General features: G+C 67.8%; 13 protein-coding genes. 9 read left to right on the top strand and 4 right to left on the bottom strand.

Annotated features, from left to right (window positions below; genetic code table 11):
* Positions 1-45 precede the first annotated feature (45 nt).
* Positions 46-1,584 carry an ATP-dependent DNA ligase gene (locus tag G6N35_RS01280; protein ID WP_163802541.1) on the top strand — a complete coding sequence of 513 codons (1,539 nt, stop codon included), beginning with the start codon at positions 46-48 and terminating at the stop codon, positions 1,582-1,584.
* On the opposite strand, the gene G6N35_RS01275 is transcribed toward G6N35_RS01280, so the two are convergent.
* A complete protein-coding gene (locus G6N35_RS01275; RefSeq protein WP_163802539.1) occupies positions 1,581-2,855 on the bottom strand; it encodes an ATP-binding protein in 1,275 nt (424 codons plus the stop codon). The genes G6N35_RS01280 and G6N35_RS01275 overlap by 4 nt on opposite strands.
* A gap of 187 nt (positions 2,856-3,042) precedes the next feature.
* On the opposite strand from G6N35_RS01275, the gene G6N35_RS01270 reads away from it, so the two are divergent.
* From G6N35_RS01270 to G6N35_RS01260, 3 genes are all read left to right on the top strand, one after another.
* Positions 3,043-4,431: an MFS transporter gene (locus G6N35_RS01270; protein WP_163802537.1), complete on the top strand. Its 1,389-nt coding sequence runs from the start codon at positions 3,043-3,045 to the stop codon at positions 4,429-4,431.
* 265 nt (positions 4,432-4,696) lie between these two features.
* Complete coding sequence (locus tag G6N35_RS01265) at positions 4,697-5,929, top strand: acyl-CoA dehydrogenase family protein (RefSeq protein WP_163802535.1); 1,233 nt, start codon at positions 4,697-4,699, stop codon at positions 5,927-5,929.
* A complete protein-coding gene (locus G6N35_RS01260) occupies positions 5,930-7,072 on the top strand; it encodes an acyl-CoA dehydrogenase family protein (protein ID WP_163802533.1) in 1,143 nt (380 codons plus the stop codon).
* Here the strand turns inward: G6N35_RS01260 and G6N35_RS01255 are convergent.
* A complete protein-coding gene (locus G6N35_RS01255; protein WP_163802531.1) occupies positions 7,069-7,908 on the bottom strand; it encodes an SDR family oxidoreductase in 840 nt (279 codons plus the stop codon). The two genes, G6N35_RS01260 and G6N35_RS01255, sit on opposite strands and share 4 nt — an antisense overlap.
* A 130-nt stretch (positions 7,909-8,038) precedes the next feature.
* Between G6N35_RS01255 and G6N35_RS01250 the strand changes: the two genes are divergently transcribed.
* Positions 8,039-8,677, top strand: a complete 639-nt coding sequence (locus G6N35_RS01250) for an SOUL family heme-binding protein (protein ID WP_163802529.1) — start codon at positions 8,039-8,041, stop codon at positions 8,675-8,677.
* Between the two features lie 53 nt (positions 8,678-8,730).
* Positions 8,731-10,401, top strand: a complete 1,671-nt coding sequence (locus G6N35_RS01245; RefSeq protein ID WP_163802527.1) for a SulP family inorganic anion transporter — start codon at positions 8,731-8,733, stop codon at positions 10,399-10,401.
* Positions 10,402-10,412: 11 nt separating this feature from the next.
* Here the strand turns inward: G6N35_RS01245 and G6N35_RS01240 are convergent, their stop codons facing one another.
* A complete protein-coding gene (locus G6N35_RS01240) occupies positions 10,413-10,868 on the bottom strand; it encodes a DUF2894 domain-containing protein (protein WP_163802525.1) in 456 nt (151 codons plus the stop codon).
* A 391-nt stretch (positions 10,869-11,259) separates the two neighbouring features.
* On the opposite strand from G6N35_RS01240, the gene G6N35_RS01235 reads away from it, so the two are divergent.
* The 3 genes from G6N35_RS01235 to G6N35_RS01225 are packed head-to-tail and all read left to right on the top strand — an operon-like array spanning position 11,260 to position 13,585.
* Complete coding sequence (locus tag G6N35_RS01235; protein WP_163802523.1) at positions 11,260-11,958, top strand: PAS and ANTAR domain-containing protein; 699 nt, start codon at positions 11,260-11,262, stop codon at positions 11,956-11,958.
* Between the two features lie 20 nt (positions 11,959-11,978).
* Positions 11,979-12,887: a CPBP family intramembrane glutamic endopeptidase gene (locus G6N35_RS01230; protein WP_163802521.1), complete on the top strand. Its 909-nt coding sequence runs from the start codon at positions 11,979-11,981 to the stop codon at positions 12,885-12,887.
* Between the two features lie 20 nt (positions 12,888-12,907).
* Positions 12,908-13,585, top strand: coding sequence for a M15 family metallopeptidase (locus tag G6N35_RS01225; RefSeq protein ID WP_163802519.1), 678 nt, complete (start codon positions 12,908-12,910; stop codon positions 13,583-13,585).
* A 4-nt stretch (positions 13,586-13,589) separates the two neighbouring features.
* Here G6N35_RS01225 and ppdK read toward each other — a convergent pair whose 3' ends face one another.
* The gene (gene ppdK, locus G6N35_RS01220; protein ID WP_163802517.1) at positions 13,590-16,304 is read right to left on the bottom strand and encodes a pyruvate, phosphate dikinase; all 2,715 of its coding nucleotides are present in this window, start codon (positions 16,302-16,304) and stop codon (positions 13,590-13,592) included.
* Positions 16,305-16,334 lie beyond the last annotated feature (30 nt).

The following is a 16,334-nucleotide window of genomic DNA, read 5'->3' as shown; positions in this document are numbered from 1 at the left end:
CCGTTCAATCTCGATGTTGTCAGTCGGTCATGCCACCCTGGACTGATGATGCTCGGCGAGGTTGCGGCGGCGTCGACAGAGGTGTCGGCGACGTCGTCACGGCTGGGCAAGGTCGCCCGGCTCGCCAAACTGTTGGCCACGCCGGCGGAGTCGCGCCTTGTTGCGATCGTGGTGTCGTGGTTGTCCGGGGAATTGCCCCAGCGCCAGATCGGCGTCGGCTGGGCGGCGTTGCGCTCGCTACCCGATCCGGCCCCGGCCGCGTCGCTCACCGTGGCCGCGGTCGACGCCACGTTCAGTGCGATCGGCGCGGTCGCAGGCACGGGGTCGCAGTCTCGCCGCAAAGAGCTACTCGGCGCGCTGTTCAGCGCCGCCACCGCTGACGAGCAACTGTTCCTACGCCGGCTGCTGTCCGGCGAACTTCGTCAGGGCGCGCTGGCCGGGGTGATGGTCGACGCGGTGGCCAAGGCCGCCGATCTGCCCGCGACCGCGGTACGCCGCGCCGCCATGCTCGGGGGCGACCTTGCGGCTGTGGCCGCTGCCGCGCTGACGGGTGGGCTGGCCGCTCTTGATGACTTCACCCTCCAGGTCGGCAAGCCGGTCGGACCGATGCTGGCGCAAACGGCGTCCGGAGTGGCCGACGCGCTCGAACGCCTCGGTGGTGAAGCGGTTTTCGAGGCCAAGCTCGACGGAGCGCGGGTTCAGGTTCACCGCAGCGGGGATGACGTCACGGTGTACACCCGAAGTCTCGACGACGTCACCGCACGGCTGCCCGAGGTGGTCGAGGCCACCCGCGCCCTACCGGTGACCGAGCTGATCGCCGACGGTGAAGCGATCGCGCTACGACCCGACAACCGGCCGCACCGCTTCCAGGTCACCGTGTCCCGGTTCGGCAAAAGCCTGGACATCGTCTCAGCGCAAGCGGCCCAACCGCTTTCGGTGTTCTTCTTCGACATCCTGCATCTCGACGGCGCCGACCTGCTCGACGAGCCCACTCACCGCCGGATCGCCACGCTCGACGCCATCGTGCCCGCCAGTCAGCGGGTGGACCGCCTCGTCACCGCTGATCCTCGAGCGGCGCAGGAGTTTCTGGACCGCACCCTGGCAGCCGGACATGAGGGCGTGATGGCCAAGTCGCCGGCCAGCCCGTACGAAGCGGGCCGGCGTGGTGCGGGCTGGCTGAAGGTCAAACCGGTCCACACCCTCGATCTGGTGGTCTTGGCCGTCGAATGGGGGTCGGGCCGGCGCACCGGCAAGCTGTCCAACATCCACCTCGGCGCACGCGATCCGGCCGGTGGCGGCTTCGTCATGCTGGGCAAGACCTTCAAGGGGATGACCGACGCCATGCTGGACTGGCAGACCGCGCGGTTCACCGAGCTCGCGACGGGCCCTCTCGACGGATACGTGGTGCAGGTGCGACCCGAGCAGGTCGTCGAGATCGCCTTCGACGGTGTGCAGGGTTCCAGCCGCTACCCCGGCGGCATGGCACTGCGGTTCGCCCGGGTGCTGCGCTACCGCGACGACAAGAGCCCGGCCGAGGCCGACACCATCGACACTGTGCGCGCCTTCTACGAGACCGGAGCCTAGACGCGCGCGAATTCGGCCTTACCGCGCTCGAATTCGGCGAGCATCTCCGCGGTGAGTGTGGGCCGGATCTCGCCGATCGCGTTCAGGTAGTCCTCGGTGCTGGCCGGCTCCCCCCGGCCGTGGCGCATCTCGCGCTCGAACGCGGCCTGCGATCCCTTGCGCGCGGCGAACTCGATGTCGGCCGGTGTGAAGAACTCCGAGGCGGCAACCAGCCGGTCCACGTCCACCTCGACACCCGCCTTGCCGAGGTAGCGCTGCCAGACCGCCCGGCGCGCCGGCTGATCCGGCGGGCCGACCGGGATGACGTAGTCGAATCGCCCTGGCCGCAGGAAGGCTGTATCCAGGGAGTGCACCGCGTTGGTGGCGCACACCAACAGCCGGCTGTCCTTCTGCCGGAACGCCGGAATCAGCTTCAGCAGTTCGTTGGTGACACCCAGCTCGGCTGTCGAGGCTCCCGATCGCGCGGTCGCGATCTCCTCGACCTCGTCGATGAACAACACCAACTCGTCGAGTTCGGCCAACTCGGCGAAGGCCTCCCGCAGCGAGGCCGCCAATCCCCCGCTCCCACTGGCCAGCCGCGACGGGAACAGTTCGACGAACGGCCAGCCCAGCCGCGACGAGATGGCCTTGGCGAAGCTGGTCTTGCCGGTGCCCGGTGGGCCGAAGAGGATGACCGCCTTCGGTGGCTGGACGCCGTAGCGTTCGGCAACGTCCGGATGCGCTAGCGGGTCGACGATGCGGCGCTCGATGATCTGCTTCTCCTGCTCCATGCCGGCCATCTCGCCGAGCAGGCCCGGCGGCAGCAGTTGGCCACCGAGTTCGTCGAGCAGGTTGGCCTGGTCCAGCCCCAGGTGTTCGAGCATCTCGAAGTACACCAGCCCGTCGCGTCTGGCGTAGCCCGAGTTCTCCAGGGCGGCGGCGCCGGTGGCGCCTTCGGGCATCACCGCGCAGATACGCCGCACCCCTTGTGCCCGTAACCGGCGCTCGAGGTCGCTGAGCAGCGCACTGCCGATGCCGCGATGGCGCCAACGCGAGCTCAGCGCGATGAGCAGGATCCAGGCGCGCTCGCCCTGGGTCTGCGCGACGGCCATCCCGACCACTTCATCGCCGACCTCGGCGACCACGGCAGGCTGCCCGGTGCGCGCGGCGGCCATCACCTCCGCGACGGTGAACACCGGCTCACCGGAACCCGGTGTCCGGCTCTGATCCCAGACCTGGATCGCCTGATCCAGGTCCTCGTCGTGGTAGTCACGTAAGCGCCACGGCGGCATCGCGGACCTCCTTCACGGTCGACGTCAGCCTGCGCGAGCCGACAACCCCTGGCATCCCCCAATCGGTGGTTTTCGGGTGTGGTTGCCCAGCACCGCTCCCCCTGCGCCGCAGGCACCGGCGCCAAACGCAGCGCCCGGGCTGGGTGTGGATGCGATGATGTGCACTTTCCGAGCAGAAAGCGAGTCGATGAGCACTACCGAGGCTGACCTGGTCGACGGTGTCCCCCGCAGCCGGATCGTCGTCGCCTCGATGGTGGGCACCACCATCGAGTTCTACGACTTCTACATCTATGCCACCGCCGCGGTTCTGGTCTTCCCTCAGCTGTTCTTTCCCAAGGGCAATCCGACCACCGCACTGCTGGCGTCGCTGGCGACATTCGGCTTGGCCTTCGTCGCCCGTCCGCTGGGATCGATTCTGTTCGGGCACTTCGGCGATCGCGCCGGACGCAAGGTCACTCTGGTCGGGTCCCTGCTGACGATGGGAATAGCCACCTTCGCCATCGGCCTGTTGCCCACCTATCCCCAGGTTGGCATCGCCGCGCCGATCGCGTTGGCCGTGATGCGTTTCAGCCAGGGCCTGGCGCTCGGTGGCGAGTGGAGCGGCGCCGCCTTGCTGGCCACCGAGACCGCCAAACCCGGCCGGCGCGGATGGGCGGCGATGTGGCCGCAGTTGGGTGCACCCTTCGGCTTTCTGTTGGCCAACGGCCTCTTCCTGATTCTCATCCTGTGGCTCGGCAACGGAAGCGCCAAACCCGACCCCCAGGGTGCCTTCATGACGTGGGGATGGCGCGTCCCATTCCTGTTGAGCGCGATCATGGTCGCTGTCGGCCTCTACGTGCGGCTGCGCCTGACCGAGACCCCCGTGTTCCGGCGTGCGCTGGAACGCGGCGAACGGGTCAAGACACCATTGGCCGAGTTGTTCCGCACCAGTTGGCGGCAACTGATCATCGGCACCTTCGTCATGCTGGCCACCTACACGCTGTTCTATGTGGTGACCACGTGGGCGCTGAGCTACGGCACCGGCAAGCGGCCGCCGGGCGGAACCGGACTGGGCTTCGGCTACGTGGACTTCCTGCGCCTGCAGCTGGTCGCGGTGCTGTTCTTCGCAGCGCTGATCCCGGTGGCCGGGCGGTTGGCCGACGTCTTCGGCCGGCGGCGCACCTTGTTGGTCATCACCGGGGCGATCATGGCCTACGGGGCGACGTTCGGATTCCTGCTGTCGCCCGACCGTGCCTCGCACACCACGATGCTGCAGTTCCTGGTTCTCGGCATGGCTCTGATGGGTCTGACCTTCGGGCCGATGAGTGCCGTCCTGCCAGAACTGTTCCCCACCAATGTCCGCTACACCGGCTCGGGCATCGCCTACAACGCCGCCAGCATTCTCGGTGCCGCCGTCGCACCGTTCATCGCGACGTGGCTGGCCACCAGCTATGGGGTCGGCTGGGTTGGTGTGTACCTGATGGTTGCCGGGGCGTTGACGTTCGTCGCGCTGCTGGTCATGCACGAAACCAAGGACGCGTCACTGGATTCCGAGCCGGTGGAAGATCACCTCGGCGACAGCCTGCATCCGGGCTGATCCCACCGTGATGCCGCGCCAAGTGGCCACATGAGACCCGCTTCTCGGCAATCTGGCGTACGCAACTGGCCGCTGGGCCGTACCTGATAAGACGAGAGGCCCGGTCGCTTGTACAGGGACCGAGCCTCTCCGTGTCACGTCTGTCCGCACCCCACGGCTTGTGTGACCATTCCCCGCGCGGCCGCAACTCAAACCCCATTGCGCGCAAAGATAGGTCACGGTTTACCTTCTTCTGATAACGGCCGTGTCCAGATAGGGGTGGTGGATGGATCTGTCCTGGTCAGCTGAGGATCTGGAGTTCCGCGACGAGGTCCGCACCTTTCTGGAGGCGAAACTCACCCCCGAGTTGCGCCAGGCCGGCCTGCTGATGACCAGCGTCTACGCCGACCACGAGGCCAGCATGGCCTGGCAGGCGATCTTGCACGAACGAGGCTGGGCCGCACCGGCCTGGCCGGTGGAGTACGGCGGCTGTGGCTGGTCGTTGACCCAGCACTACATCTTCAGCCGCGAATCCACTCTGGCCGGTGCACCGGCGCTGTCACCGATGGGCATCCGGATGGTGGCCCACGCCATCATCGCCTTCGGCACCGACGAGCAGAAGGACTTCTTCCTGCCCCGGATCCTGACCGGCGAGGTGTTCTTCTGCCAGGGCTACTCCGAGCCGGAGGCCGGCTCGGATCTTGCGGCGCTGTCGATGGCGGCCATCGACGATGGCGACCATCTGGTCTGCACCGGCAGCAAGATCTGGACCACCCACGCGACCGAGGCGAATTGGATTTTCGCCCTGGTCCGCACCTCCCGGTCGGCCAAGAAACAGCAGGGCATCACGTTCGTTCTCATCGACATGACGACGCCGGGTATCGAGATCCGGCCGCTGGTGATGACCTCGGGCGAGAAGGTGCAGAACCAGATATTCTTCGACGCGGTCCGGGTGCCGAAGGCCAATGTCGTGGGCCGGATCGACGACGGCTGGACGGTCGCCAAGTACCTGCTGGAGTTCGAACGGGGCGGTGGCGCGACAGCACCGGGGCTTCAGGTCATGGCGGAGTCGGTCGCCACCGAAGCCCGCAACCAGCCCGGTCCGGCGGGCGGTGTGCTGATCGAGGATCCGGCGTTCGCCGCGAAACTCGCCGACATAAGAATCCGGACGGAGGTTCTCGAGATCCTCGAATACCGGGTGCTGGCAACGGTTGCCGAGGGTAAGAACCCAGGCGCGGCGTCGTCGATGCTGAAGATCCTGTCCACCGAGCTCTCGCAGGCCATCACCGAACTGGCGCTGGAAGCCGCCGGCCCGCGCGGCCGGGTCTACCAGCCACACGCCACCCGCCCCGGCGGACCGGTGCAGGATTTCGAGCCGCCCGGCGACGGCTACGTCAGCGGACAGCCGTGGCAGGCCGTGGCCCCGCTGCGCTACTTCAACGACCGGGCCGGCTCGATCTACGCCGGCTCCAATGAGATTCAGCGCAATATCCTGGCCAAAGCGACCTTGGGGCTGTAAATGGACTTCAACCTGAGCACCGAGCAAGAGCTGTTGCGCGACGGGCTGGGTAAGTTCCTGGCCACCCGTTACGAGCTGGAGGAAAGCCGCACCGCCGCGAAGGTCGGGCTCGGCTGGCAGCCTGAGATCTGGCGCGGTTTCGCCGAGGAACTCGGCATCCTGGGCGCCGCCCTGCCCGAGTCCGCCGGCGGGATCGGCGGTGGACCTACCGAAATCATGGTCATCGCAGAGGAACTCGGCCGCGCACTGGTGATCGAGCCGTTCATCGACACCGCCGTGGTGGCCGCCGGCCTGCTGCAGCGCGCCGACGGACCGGCATCCACCGCCTTGCTGGAACGTATCGTCGACGGCTCGGCGATCATCGCGGTGGCCGCCGCCGAACCGGGCTCCGGGGACCGCTGGAACTGCGTGTCCACCAAGGCTGTCCGCGACGGCGCCGACTGGGTTCTGTCCGGAAGCAAGGCCGTCGTCATTGGCGCGCCCATCGCCACCCACCTACTGGTGACCGCCAGAACCTCCGGGCAACCCGATGAACCCGAAGGGATTTCGCTGTTCCTCGTCGACTTCGATCCGGCCGCTCCACCGCGCGCAGTGACGGTGCACGGCTACCGCACCATTGATGACCGGCGGGCCGCCGACCTCGAGTTCGACGGGTTGCGACTGCCGGTCGACGCCCTGCTCGACGACAACGTCTGGCCGTCGCTGGCCCAGGCCCGCGACGAGGGCGCGGCCGCGGTGTGCGCCGAGGCCGTGGGTGCGATGCGCAAGGTGCTCGCCGACACCGTCGACTACTGCAAACAGCGCCAGCAGTTCGGCCAGCCGATCGGGTCGTTCCAGGTTCTGCAGCACCGGATGGTGGACATGCACATGGAACTCGAGCAGGCGGTTTCCGCGGTCTACCTGGCGGTACTCAATCTGGCGGCCGAGGCACATGTGCGGGCCAGGGCGGTGTCGGCGGCCAAGGTCACCGTCGGGCGCGCCGCCCGCTTCATCGGCCAGAACGCCGTCCAGTTGCACGGCGGCATGGGCATGACCGAGGAACTGGCGATCGGCCACTACTTCAAGCGGCTGACCGCGGTGCAGTACGAATTCGGCTCCACCGACTCTCATCGCAGCCGCTACGCGAAACTGTCTGGCTCCTAAGCCTTTTGGGCAGCCCTACGGACTCGCTCGCGCATGGAGGCGATCACCCCACCGTCGTTGAGGATGTCGGTCCCGGTGAGATAGCCGGCCCGGTCGCTGACGCAGAACGCGAACAGCTCGGCCATCTCCTGTGCACTGCCCCACCGCGGCACCGCGAAATCGGCGACCATCGCGCCGGCGCCGTTGTTCTCTTCCAGCAGCCCCATCTCGGTGTCGACCGAGCCGGGTGATACCGAGACGATGCGCAGACCGCGGCTGTTGAACCGTTCAGCTTGAGCGCAGCTGTACCACCGCACGAAGTACTTGCTCAGGCTGTAGGCCAGCCCGGAGCGCATCGCCTCGCCCGCCAGGTCGCAGGCCGCCAGCATCTCGGCGAGGAACCGGTCCGCATCGGTGAAGGCCAGGTTGAAGTGCTCGATGGGGACGATCTCGTCGGGCAGCATGTGGGAGGCCATCGATGCGACGTTGACGATCGCGGCGCCCGGCGCGGCAGCACCGAAGAACATCTCGTTGACCTGCAGCGTGCCCAGCGCGTTGGTGGTCACGATGTAGTCGGCTCCGCCCATGCTGGGACTCACTCCGGCGGCGTGCACCACCGAGGCGATCGGCCCCAGCGCGGCGGCCGTCTCGAACAATCCGGTGACCGCGCGGCGGTCGGTGACATCACAGCGAACCGCCGTCGCTCTCACGCCGGCCTCGCGCAGGCTCGTGACGGCGTGGTCGAGCCGATCACCCCGCACGTCGCAGAGCACCACCGTGTGGTCACGTCCGATGATCCCGGCGGTGGCCAGGCCCATGCCGCCTGCCGCACCGGTGATCACCGAGACCCGCGTCATGCCAGGAGGGTATCTGAGCACACGCACAGCGGAACTGCGCGCAGGTGCCCTGCGTTAGAAAGTCGTCACCGGCGAGCGCCTGACAGATGACTCACCATTGGCTTGACTGGAGTGGGAAAGGAGAGCGGCCATGCTCAACAAGATTGCCAGTGCGGTCACGCAGGTCGCCGAAGCCGGCGGCTCCATCGTCGGGATCCGGCACGGCACCGAGGAACCTGATTTCACCGTGGTGCGGGAGATCGACGGCATCCAGATCCGTCGCTATGGAACGCGGATCGCCGCCGAGACCACCGTCGACGCCGCGAACGAGGAGTCCAGCCGCAACGAGGGCTTCCGCAGGCTGGCCCGCTTCATCTTCGGGTCGAATTCGGCCAAGGACAAGATCGCGATGACGGCCCCGGTCGCCCAGCAGCAGAGCCAGAAGATCGCCATGACCGCCCCGGTGGCCACCCAGCGCGGGGCGACCGGCGACTGGGTCATCCAGTTCTTCATGCCGTCGAAGTACACGATGGACACGCTGCCAACGCCCAAGGACGAGCGGGTCCGACTGGTCGAGGTACCCGGGGAGACCGTCGCCGTGCTGCGCTTCAACGGTTCCTACAGTCCGGATGCCGTCGCGGACAAGGCCAGCCAGCTGTTGGATACGTTGCGCCGCAATGACATCGAGCCGATAGGTGACACCAGGTCGTGGTTCTACGACCCGCCGTGGACGGTTCCGTTCCTGCGTCGCAACGAGGTTCTCGTCACGGTGGCCGATACCGCGGCCTAAGCTCGTCCCGGCATCCCGGGAATCCCGGCGCAGACGATGTCACAATTCCGGGCGTGCGCACTGTCTCGCCCTGGCTGATCCCCGCCATCCGGCCCTACCAGCTGCGCTGGCTGCGGGCCGACATCGTGGCCGGGCTCAGCACCGGCGCAGTGGTGATCCCGTTGGCGATGGCCTACGCCACCGTCGCCAACGTGCCGGTGCAGATGGGTCTGTACACCTGCATTTTCCCGGTGATCGTGTACGCCTTCCTCGGCGGCGCCCGCGCGGTCAGTATCAGCACCACCTCGACGGTGTCGACCCTGACCGCGTCGACCATGCTCGCCGGTGGAATCCTCATCGGCTCCACCGACCAGCGCGGCGATCTGGTCACGCTCACCCTCCTGGTGGGCGTTTTCCTGTTGGTAGCCAGGGTTTTTCGGCTCGGCATGCTGGTGGACAACATCAGCGACATGACGCTTGTCGGTATCAAGATCGCCGTCGGCCTGACTGTCGCGGCGGCCCAGCTGCCGCGACTGCTCGGCGTGCCACCGCATCCCAACACCACCGGATTCATCCGGGTCGCCTGGGCTGCGCTGGCCCAGATCCGGCAAGCCAGTCCGGTGACCGTCGGCATCTCGGCGGTGAGCATCGTCGTGCTGGTGGCGTTGGCCCGGTTCGCCCCGCGGGTGCCCGGACCGCTGGTGGTGATCGCCGCGGGCATCGCGGCGAGTGGCGCGCTTGCGCTGCCCGCTCATGGTGTGGCCCTCATCCCGCCGGTGCCGTCCGGGTTCCCGCTGCCAGAACTGCCCCATCTCGACCATCACATCGTGCCCTTGCTTCCCGGGGCGCTCGCGATAGCCGTGATGGCATTCCTGGAGTCCATCGCCGTCGCCCGCACCTCGCGGCGCGCCGGTGAGGCACCGATCGAGCCCGATCGTGAACTACTGGCCCTCGGTGTGGCCGCAGTCGCCGGTTCCTTCTTCCACTCGCTGCCACCGGCCGGGGGGTTCGCCCAGACCGCGGTAAATCTGCGGGCCGGAGCGCGCAGCCAGATCAGCGGTCTGGTGCTCGCGGCGCTGGCGGTTCTGGTGGCTTTGGTCGTCGCCCCGATACTCGACCGTCTTCCGCAAGCGGTGCTCGGCGCGGTCGTGGTGGTGGCGGTGTCGCGCCTGGTCGACATCGAGGCGCTGCGCCGGCTGTACCGGATCAATCCGCGAGAGTGCTTGGGCGCCATCGCGGTTGCGGCTCTCGGGCTGGCGTTCGGATTGATCGTGGCGGTCGTCGTGGCGGTGGCGGCGACCCTGCTGATGGTGCTGCACGTGGTCAACAGCCCGCACGTGGTTCAGGTACTCCGCCGCGACAACGGTGCCTGGCAGGAGGAACCGGAGAACGCGCCGCTGACGCCGGCCGAACCGCTGGTACTGCGCTGCCTTGTTCCGCTCTATGCGGCCAACGTGCGACCCAACATCGCGATGATCCGCAATGCGGCTCTGGAAGCCGAGATCACGCCGGCGGTGGTGATCCTGGATCTGGTCCGCCAGACCGTGTTGGAGTCGACGGTGCTGCACATCCTGGTGGAACTCGATCTGGAGATGTCCGGCTCAGGTGTGCGGTTGGTCTTCACCGGGTTGCCGGAGCGGGCCCTGCGTACCGTAGCGCGCACCCGGTGGTGGCATCAGGTCGAGGCCGACGGGCGCTACCACTCCGACCTGCACCGCGCCGTGCAGGCTGTCGAGCAGCACTAGTTGCGTTCCGGTCAGGGGCTGACCGGGGCCTCGGGTGCCGCAGTCGCGGCCGCCGGAGCCGAGGATCCGACCGGACCGGACGGCGTCGCGGACTGGCCGGGTGCCGCAGTCGAGCTCATCGGCCGCTGAGCCAGCAACAACAGCGCGTCACTCATCGTCACGTCCTGGGTCTGCATGGCGTGCCAGATCTCGCGCAGGTAGCCAAGGTTCCGGGTTTGCGGCGGAGTGTCGGTGGTGCCCGGCGGCAGATTGTCGGGGCTGGGCAGGTGCGGCACGCCGTCGGCGAGCTGGGTCGAGGCGGGCACCGGGGCCGCAGTACCCGGATCAGCGGGGGTCACCGGCGCCGTGGGTGCCGGGGCGGGGACGTCGGCCGGCTCGGCCATGGCGGTAGGTGCACCGACAAGGGCCAGCCCGGCCCCCAGCGCCGCCAGTCCCAGGCAGGCGCGACGCGCCAGGGTGTTCGTCATGGTTCCTCCGCGGTCGTTCCGGACGGGGAAGCCTTGGTCGATATCGGCCGGTCAGCGCCCCTCTACCGGTGATTGTCGATAACACGTCCATTTCGTTACATCTGTCACTGCAGTCACGGTGGTCTCACTCCGTGACGCGTCCGCTCGCCGACACTGCACACAGATCGCCGACACGCCGAAGGGGCCCATCCTGAGCGCAGTCTCGGTGCCGCAGGGACGGCAACGAGGCCCCGGCTTGAAACCAGCCTCGGCCGGGTGTAAAACTTCCATGCCCGCAGAACCTGGGATACCGGGGGTTCTGGCGCGCCTGAAGTTCCGAAATTTCTCAGCTGATGCGGCCGTTCCGACTAGAAATGGCGAACAGAATGCTGTTCGGGCGAGGGGTATCGCGATGCAGGTTCCGGCTGACGAGCCACCGACCGGGGATGCTGGCGGTGCTCGCGACGAGCCCGGCGGTCCTCAGCGGGTCGGCTGGTTCCGGTTCTTTTTCGACGACGACCGCTGGGAGTGGTCACCCGAGGTCCAGCTGCTGCACGGTTACCAGCCCGGCACCGTCTCTCCCACTACCGAGCTGGTCTTGTCGCACAAGCACCCCGACGACTATCAGGCCGTCGCCGCCACCCTCGATGAGGTTCGGCGCCAGCACCAGGCGTTCAGCACCCGGCACCGGATCATCGATACCGCCGGCCACATCCACCACGTCATCGTCGTGGCCGACAAGCTGCTCGACGACGACGGCGAGGTGATCGGCACCCACGGGTTCTACGTCGATGTCAGCCCCACCGAGGACCATCAGCAGCAGCGCCTCAGCCAGGCGATCGCCGAGATCGCCGAGAACCGGGCGGCGATCGAACAGGCCAAGGGCATGCTCATGGTCATTTACGGAATCGACGCTGACGCCGCATTCGACCTGCTCAGGTGGCGCTCTCAGGAGGCCAACGTGAAGCTGCGCCTGCTCGCCGAGCAGGTCGTCACCGACTTCGTCCATCTCACCCAGGGCGAGAAGGCCCCACCCCGGTCGGCCTACGACAACCTGCTGCTGACCGCCGACCGGCGGATCGGCAGTTCACCCGAGCCGCAACGGTACTGAACCGCGCCTATGCTCCGGTGATGCCTGAGCGCACCGTCCCGGCGCGGCTGGCCGAGATGCTGCGTGCCCGGCCACTCGTCTGGTTCTTCGTCCTGTCCTATGGGGTGACCTGGCTGCTGTGGGCGCCGCTGGTGTTCGCCGGGGTGCCGGCGTTCTCCGAAACCACCCACACCCCGTCGTGGTACGCGTTGCCCGGCGTGGCGATCGGCGTGACGGGGACGGCGTTCTTCATGACCGCGGTGACGCAGGGGCGCGCCGGCGTGCAGCGGCTCCTGCGGCGCCTGACGCAGTGGCGGGTCGCGCCGGTCTGGTTTGCCGTGGCGATCCTGCTCGTCCCGGTCGGTCAGGTTCTCGTCACCGCGGCGCTGGTGAGTCCTGACGCCCTGCGGGCGTTGACACCGTCGGCACTGGCGATCTACCCGACGTCCTATCTCGCCCACTTCGTCTTCGGTCCACTGTTCGAGGAGTCCGGGTGGCGCGGCTTCGCATTGCCGCGGATGCAGCACCGGTTCGGACCGGTGCGCGCGACCCTTCTGCTCGGATTGCTCTGGAGCGGGTGGCACTTCTTCCTCTACGCCCCGTCCTGGTTTGCCGGCGGAGCAGTCAATGGTGTTGTGGGCGTCGGCATTTTCGTGGTGTTCACCACCAGCATCAGCTTCCTGTTCACCTGGTTGTCCAACAACACCGGAGCCAGTCTGCTGCTGGCCATCCTGCTGCACGGGTCGGTCGACGGCACCGCCACCTATCTGGAGCGGCTGGGCGACAAGGGGGTGATCTCCTCGGATGTCGCCACGTTCTCCGGCCAGTTCGGCGTGCTGATCCTGTGCCTGCTCACGGCCGTGGTTCTGGTGGTGGCGACCCGACGGCAGCTGGGCTATCTGCGGTATCGCGGTGGTCCCGAGCAGCTGGACATCGCCGGGACACGCTGACCGACAGGCACAATGCTGTGATGCGTTCCTTCGCCCAGCGTCACGCCAGGGTGGTCACGGTCACGGGTCTGGCCGTGGCCGCGGTCCTGTCCCCTACCGTGCTCGCCAGCCCCGACGGGGGCGTGCCACCGGTGAGCCCGCAGGCGGCCGCGGCGGGGTTCGTCGACGTCCGCACGGTGGTTCCGGACGCGATCATCGATATGCGGTACGCGACACCGAACAACTTCACCGGCGTTGCGCTCTACCCTCCCGACGCACGCTGCCTGGTTCACCAGTCGATGGTGGCCGGTCTAGCCGCGGCCGCCGACGCGCTGCGCGCCCAGGGCGATCAACTGGTGTTCTGGGACTGCTACCGGCCCCACGATGTGCAGGTCCGGATGTTCGACGTGGTCTCGAACCCGGCCTGGGTGGCCAAACCCGGGCCGTATGCGCGCAGCCACGAGACCGGCAGGTCGGTGGACGTGACGCTGGCCGAACAGGGCCACCTGCTGGACATGGGCACCGGGTTCGACGACTTCTCCCCGCGCGCCACGGCGTACGCCACCGATGGGGTGAGCCCGCAGGCCCAGGCCAATCGGGCCCGGTTGCGCTCGGCCATGACGGCCGGCGGACTCGCTCCGTACTCCGGCGAGTGGTGGCATTTCGATGGGCCCGGCGCCGGCGTGCAGCGTCCGATCCTCGACGTCCCGGTCGACTGATCGCTCAGGCCGAGGAGGCCGATCGCGCGGTGATCGCCGCCCGTCCGGCTTCCAGCCGCGCCACCGGCAACCGGAACGGCGAGCACGACACGTAATCCAGCCCGGTGCGGTGGAAGAAGTGGATGGACTCGGGGTCACCGCCGTGCTCGCCGCAGACCCCGAGTTTGATGTGCGGCTTGGTTGTGCGGCCCTCGTGCGCGGCGATCTCGACCAGCCGGCCCACACCGTCGGCATCGATCGTCTCGAACGGCGAGATGGTGAACACACCCTTTTCGAGATAGGCGGCGAACACCGTCGACTCGACGTCGTCGCGGGAGAATCCCCAGGTCGTCTGGGTCAGGTCGTTGGTACCGAAGGAGAAGAAATCCGCGGCGTCGGCGATGCGGTGAGCGGTGAGCGCGGCCCGCGGCAACTCGATCATCGTGCCGATCGGGGCGCTCAGCGAAACACCGTTCGCAGCAGCGACGTCGGCCAGGATCCGCTCGGCTTCGTCGCGCACCAGATGCAACTCCATGACCGAGCCGACCAGTGGGACCATGATCTCGAACCGGGGGTCCTTGCCCGCGAGGAGCTGATGGCAGGCTGCCTCGCTGAGCGCCCGCACCTGCAGGGCGAACAGACCCGGGGTCAGCAGACCGAGTCGCACGCCGCGCAGCCCCAGCATCGGGTTGGATTCGTGCAGTCGCTCGACGGCCGCCAGCAGCTTGCGGTCGGCGTCCAGTTCCGGGCCGCTGTCACCACGGGCTTCGGCCAGGGCCACCTTGACCGCCAATTCGGTTCGGTCCGGCAGGAACTCGTGCAGCGGCGGGTCGAGCAGCCGGATCGTCACCGGCAACCCGTCCATGGTGTCGAGCAGTTCGGTGAAATCCTCGCGCTGCAGCGTCAAGAGGGCCGCCAGCGCCTCGTCGCGCTCCGCCGCGGATCCGGCCAGGATCACCCGTTCGATCAACACCCGACGGTCCCCGAGGAACATGTGTTCGGTGCGGCACAACCCGATACCTTGTGCACCAAGCGATCTCGCCCGGGCCGCATCGGCGGCGGTGTCCGCGTTGGCGCGCACGGCCAGGCGCCGCCGAGCATCGGCGTGGGTCAGCAACCGGTCGACGGCCCGGACCAGCCCGGCCGTCTCGTCGTCGGCGCCGACCAGAGCGGCTTCGACACCGGATTCGAGGTAGGTTTCGACCGGCGAGGGCACCACGGGCATCGCCCCCAGGAAGATCTCACCCGTCGAGCCGTCGATGCTGATTTCATCGCCCTCGTTGATCACGATCGAACCGATGCGCGCGGTGCGGCTGGTGTTGTCGACGTCGAGTTCCTCTGCCCCGCAGACGCAGGTCTTGCCCATGCCGCGCGCCACCACGGCGGCGTGCGACGTCTTCCCACCCCGAGCAGTCAGAATCCCGTTTGCGGCGATCATGCCTTCGAGGTCGTCGGGGTTGGTCTCGCGCCGAACCAGAACCACGTGCTCGCCACGGTCCGCCCACGCCTTGGCGGTGGCCGAGTCGAAGACCGCGCGCCCCACCGCGGCACCCGGCGAGGCCGCCATTCCCTTGGTCAGCAGATCACGCGGGGCCGACCGATCGAACTGCGGGAACATCAACAACGCGAGCTGAGAGCCCGACACTCGGGACAGCGCCTCGTCCATGGTGATCAGATTCTCGTCGACCAATGTCGAGGCGATGCGGAAAGCCGCTGCGGCAGTGCGCTTTCCGACGCGCGTCTGCAACATCCACAGCGTGCCGCGCTCGATGGTGAACTCGATGTCGCACAGGTCTCGATAGTGCGTCTCGAGCCGGCGCATCACCTTGAGCAGCTGCTTGTGCGACTTGGGGTCCAGCTCCTTGAGGTCGTCCAGCGACAGCGTGTTGCGGATGCCGGCGACGACGTCCTCGCCCTGGGCGTTGGCCAGGTAGTCGCCGTAGGCACCGGTGCGCCCGGTGGCCGGGTCCCGGGTGAAGGCCACGCCGGTGCCGCTGGAGGACCCGAGGTTGCCGAATACCATGGTGCAGATGTTCACCGCGGTACCCAGGTGCTGCGGGATGCGCTCGCGGCGGCGATACAGCCGGGCCCGGTCGGTGTTCCAGGAATCGAAGACGGCATCGATGGCCATGTCGAGTTGTTCGCGCGGATGCTGGGGGAAGTCCTGCCCACAGTGCTGGCGGACGGCGTCCTTGAAGACGGTGACCAGGGCCTGAAGATCGTCGACGTCGAGGTCGACGTCGCTGGCCACCCCCTTGGCCGACTTCGCCTTGTCCAGGGCGTCGGAGAACACTTCGCCGGGGATCTCCAGCACGGTCTTGCCGAACATCTGGATCAGCCGACGGTAGGAGTCCCAGGCGAAGCGGTCGTCCCCGGACTCCTCGGCCAGCCCCTTGACGCTGGCGTCGTTGAGCCCGATGTTGAGCACCGTCTCCATCATCCCCGGCATCGAAAACGCCGCACCGGAACGCACACTCACCAGCAACGGGTCGTGCCGGTCACCCAGTCGGCGGCCCAGGTGATCCTCAAGTTGGCGCAACGCCATGGTGACCTGCACGCGCAGCTCGCCCGGGGCGCTACCGTGGGCAAGGTACTCGCGGCAGGCCTCGGTGGTGATGGTGAACCCGGGCGGCACCGGCAGCCCCAGCTTGGTCATCTCGGCCAGGTTCGCGCCTTTCCCGCCGAGCAGATCCTTCTGATCCTTATCGCCCTCGGTGAAGTCGTACACGTACTTGGTCATCGGGTGTCCTCCTCGCTGCCGGCCCATCAA

Origin of the sequence: Mycolicibacterium anyangense (assembly GCF_010731855.1) — a bacterium.
GTDB lineage: Bacteria > Actinomycetota > Actinomycetes > Mycobacteriales > Mycobacteriaceae > Mycobacterium > Mycobacterium anyangense.
This window is presented reverse-complemented; position numbering and strand designations above follow the sequence as displayed.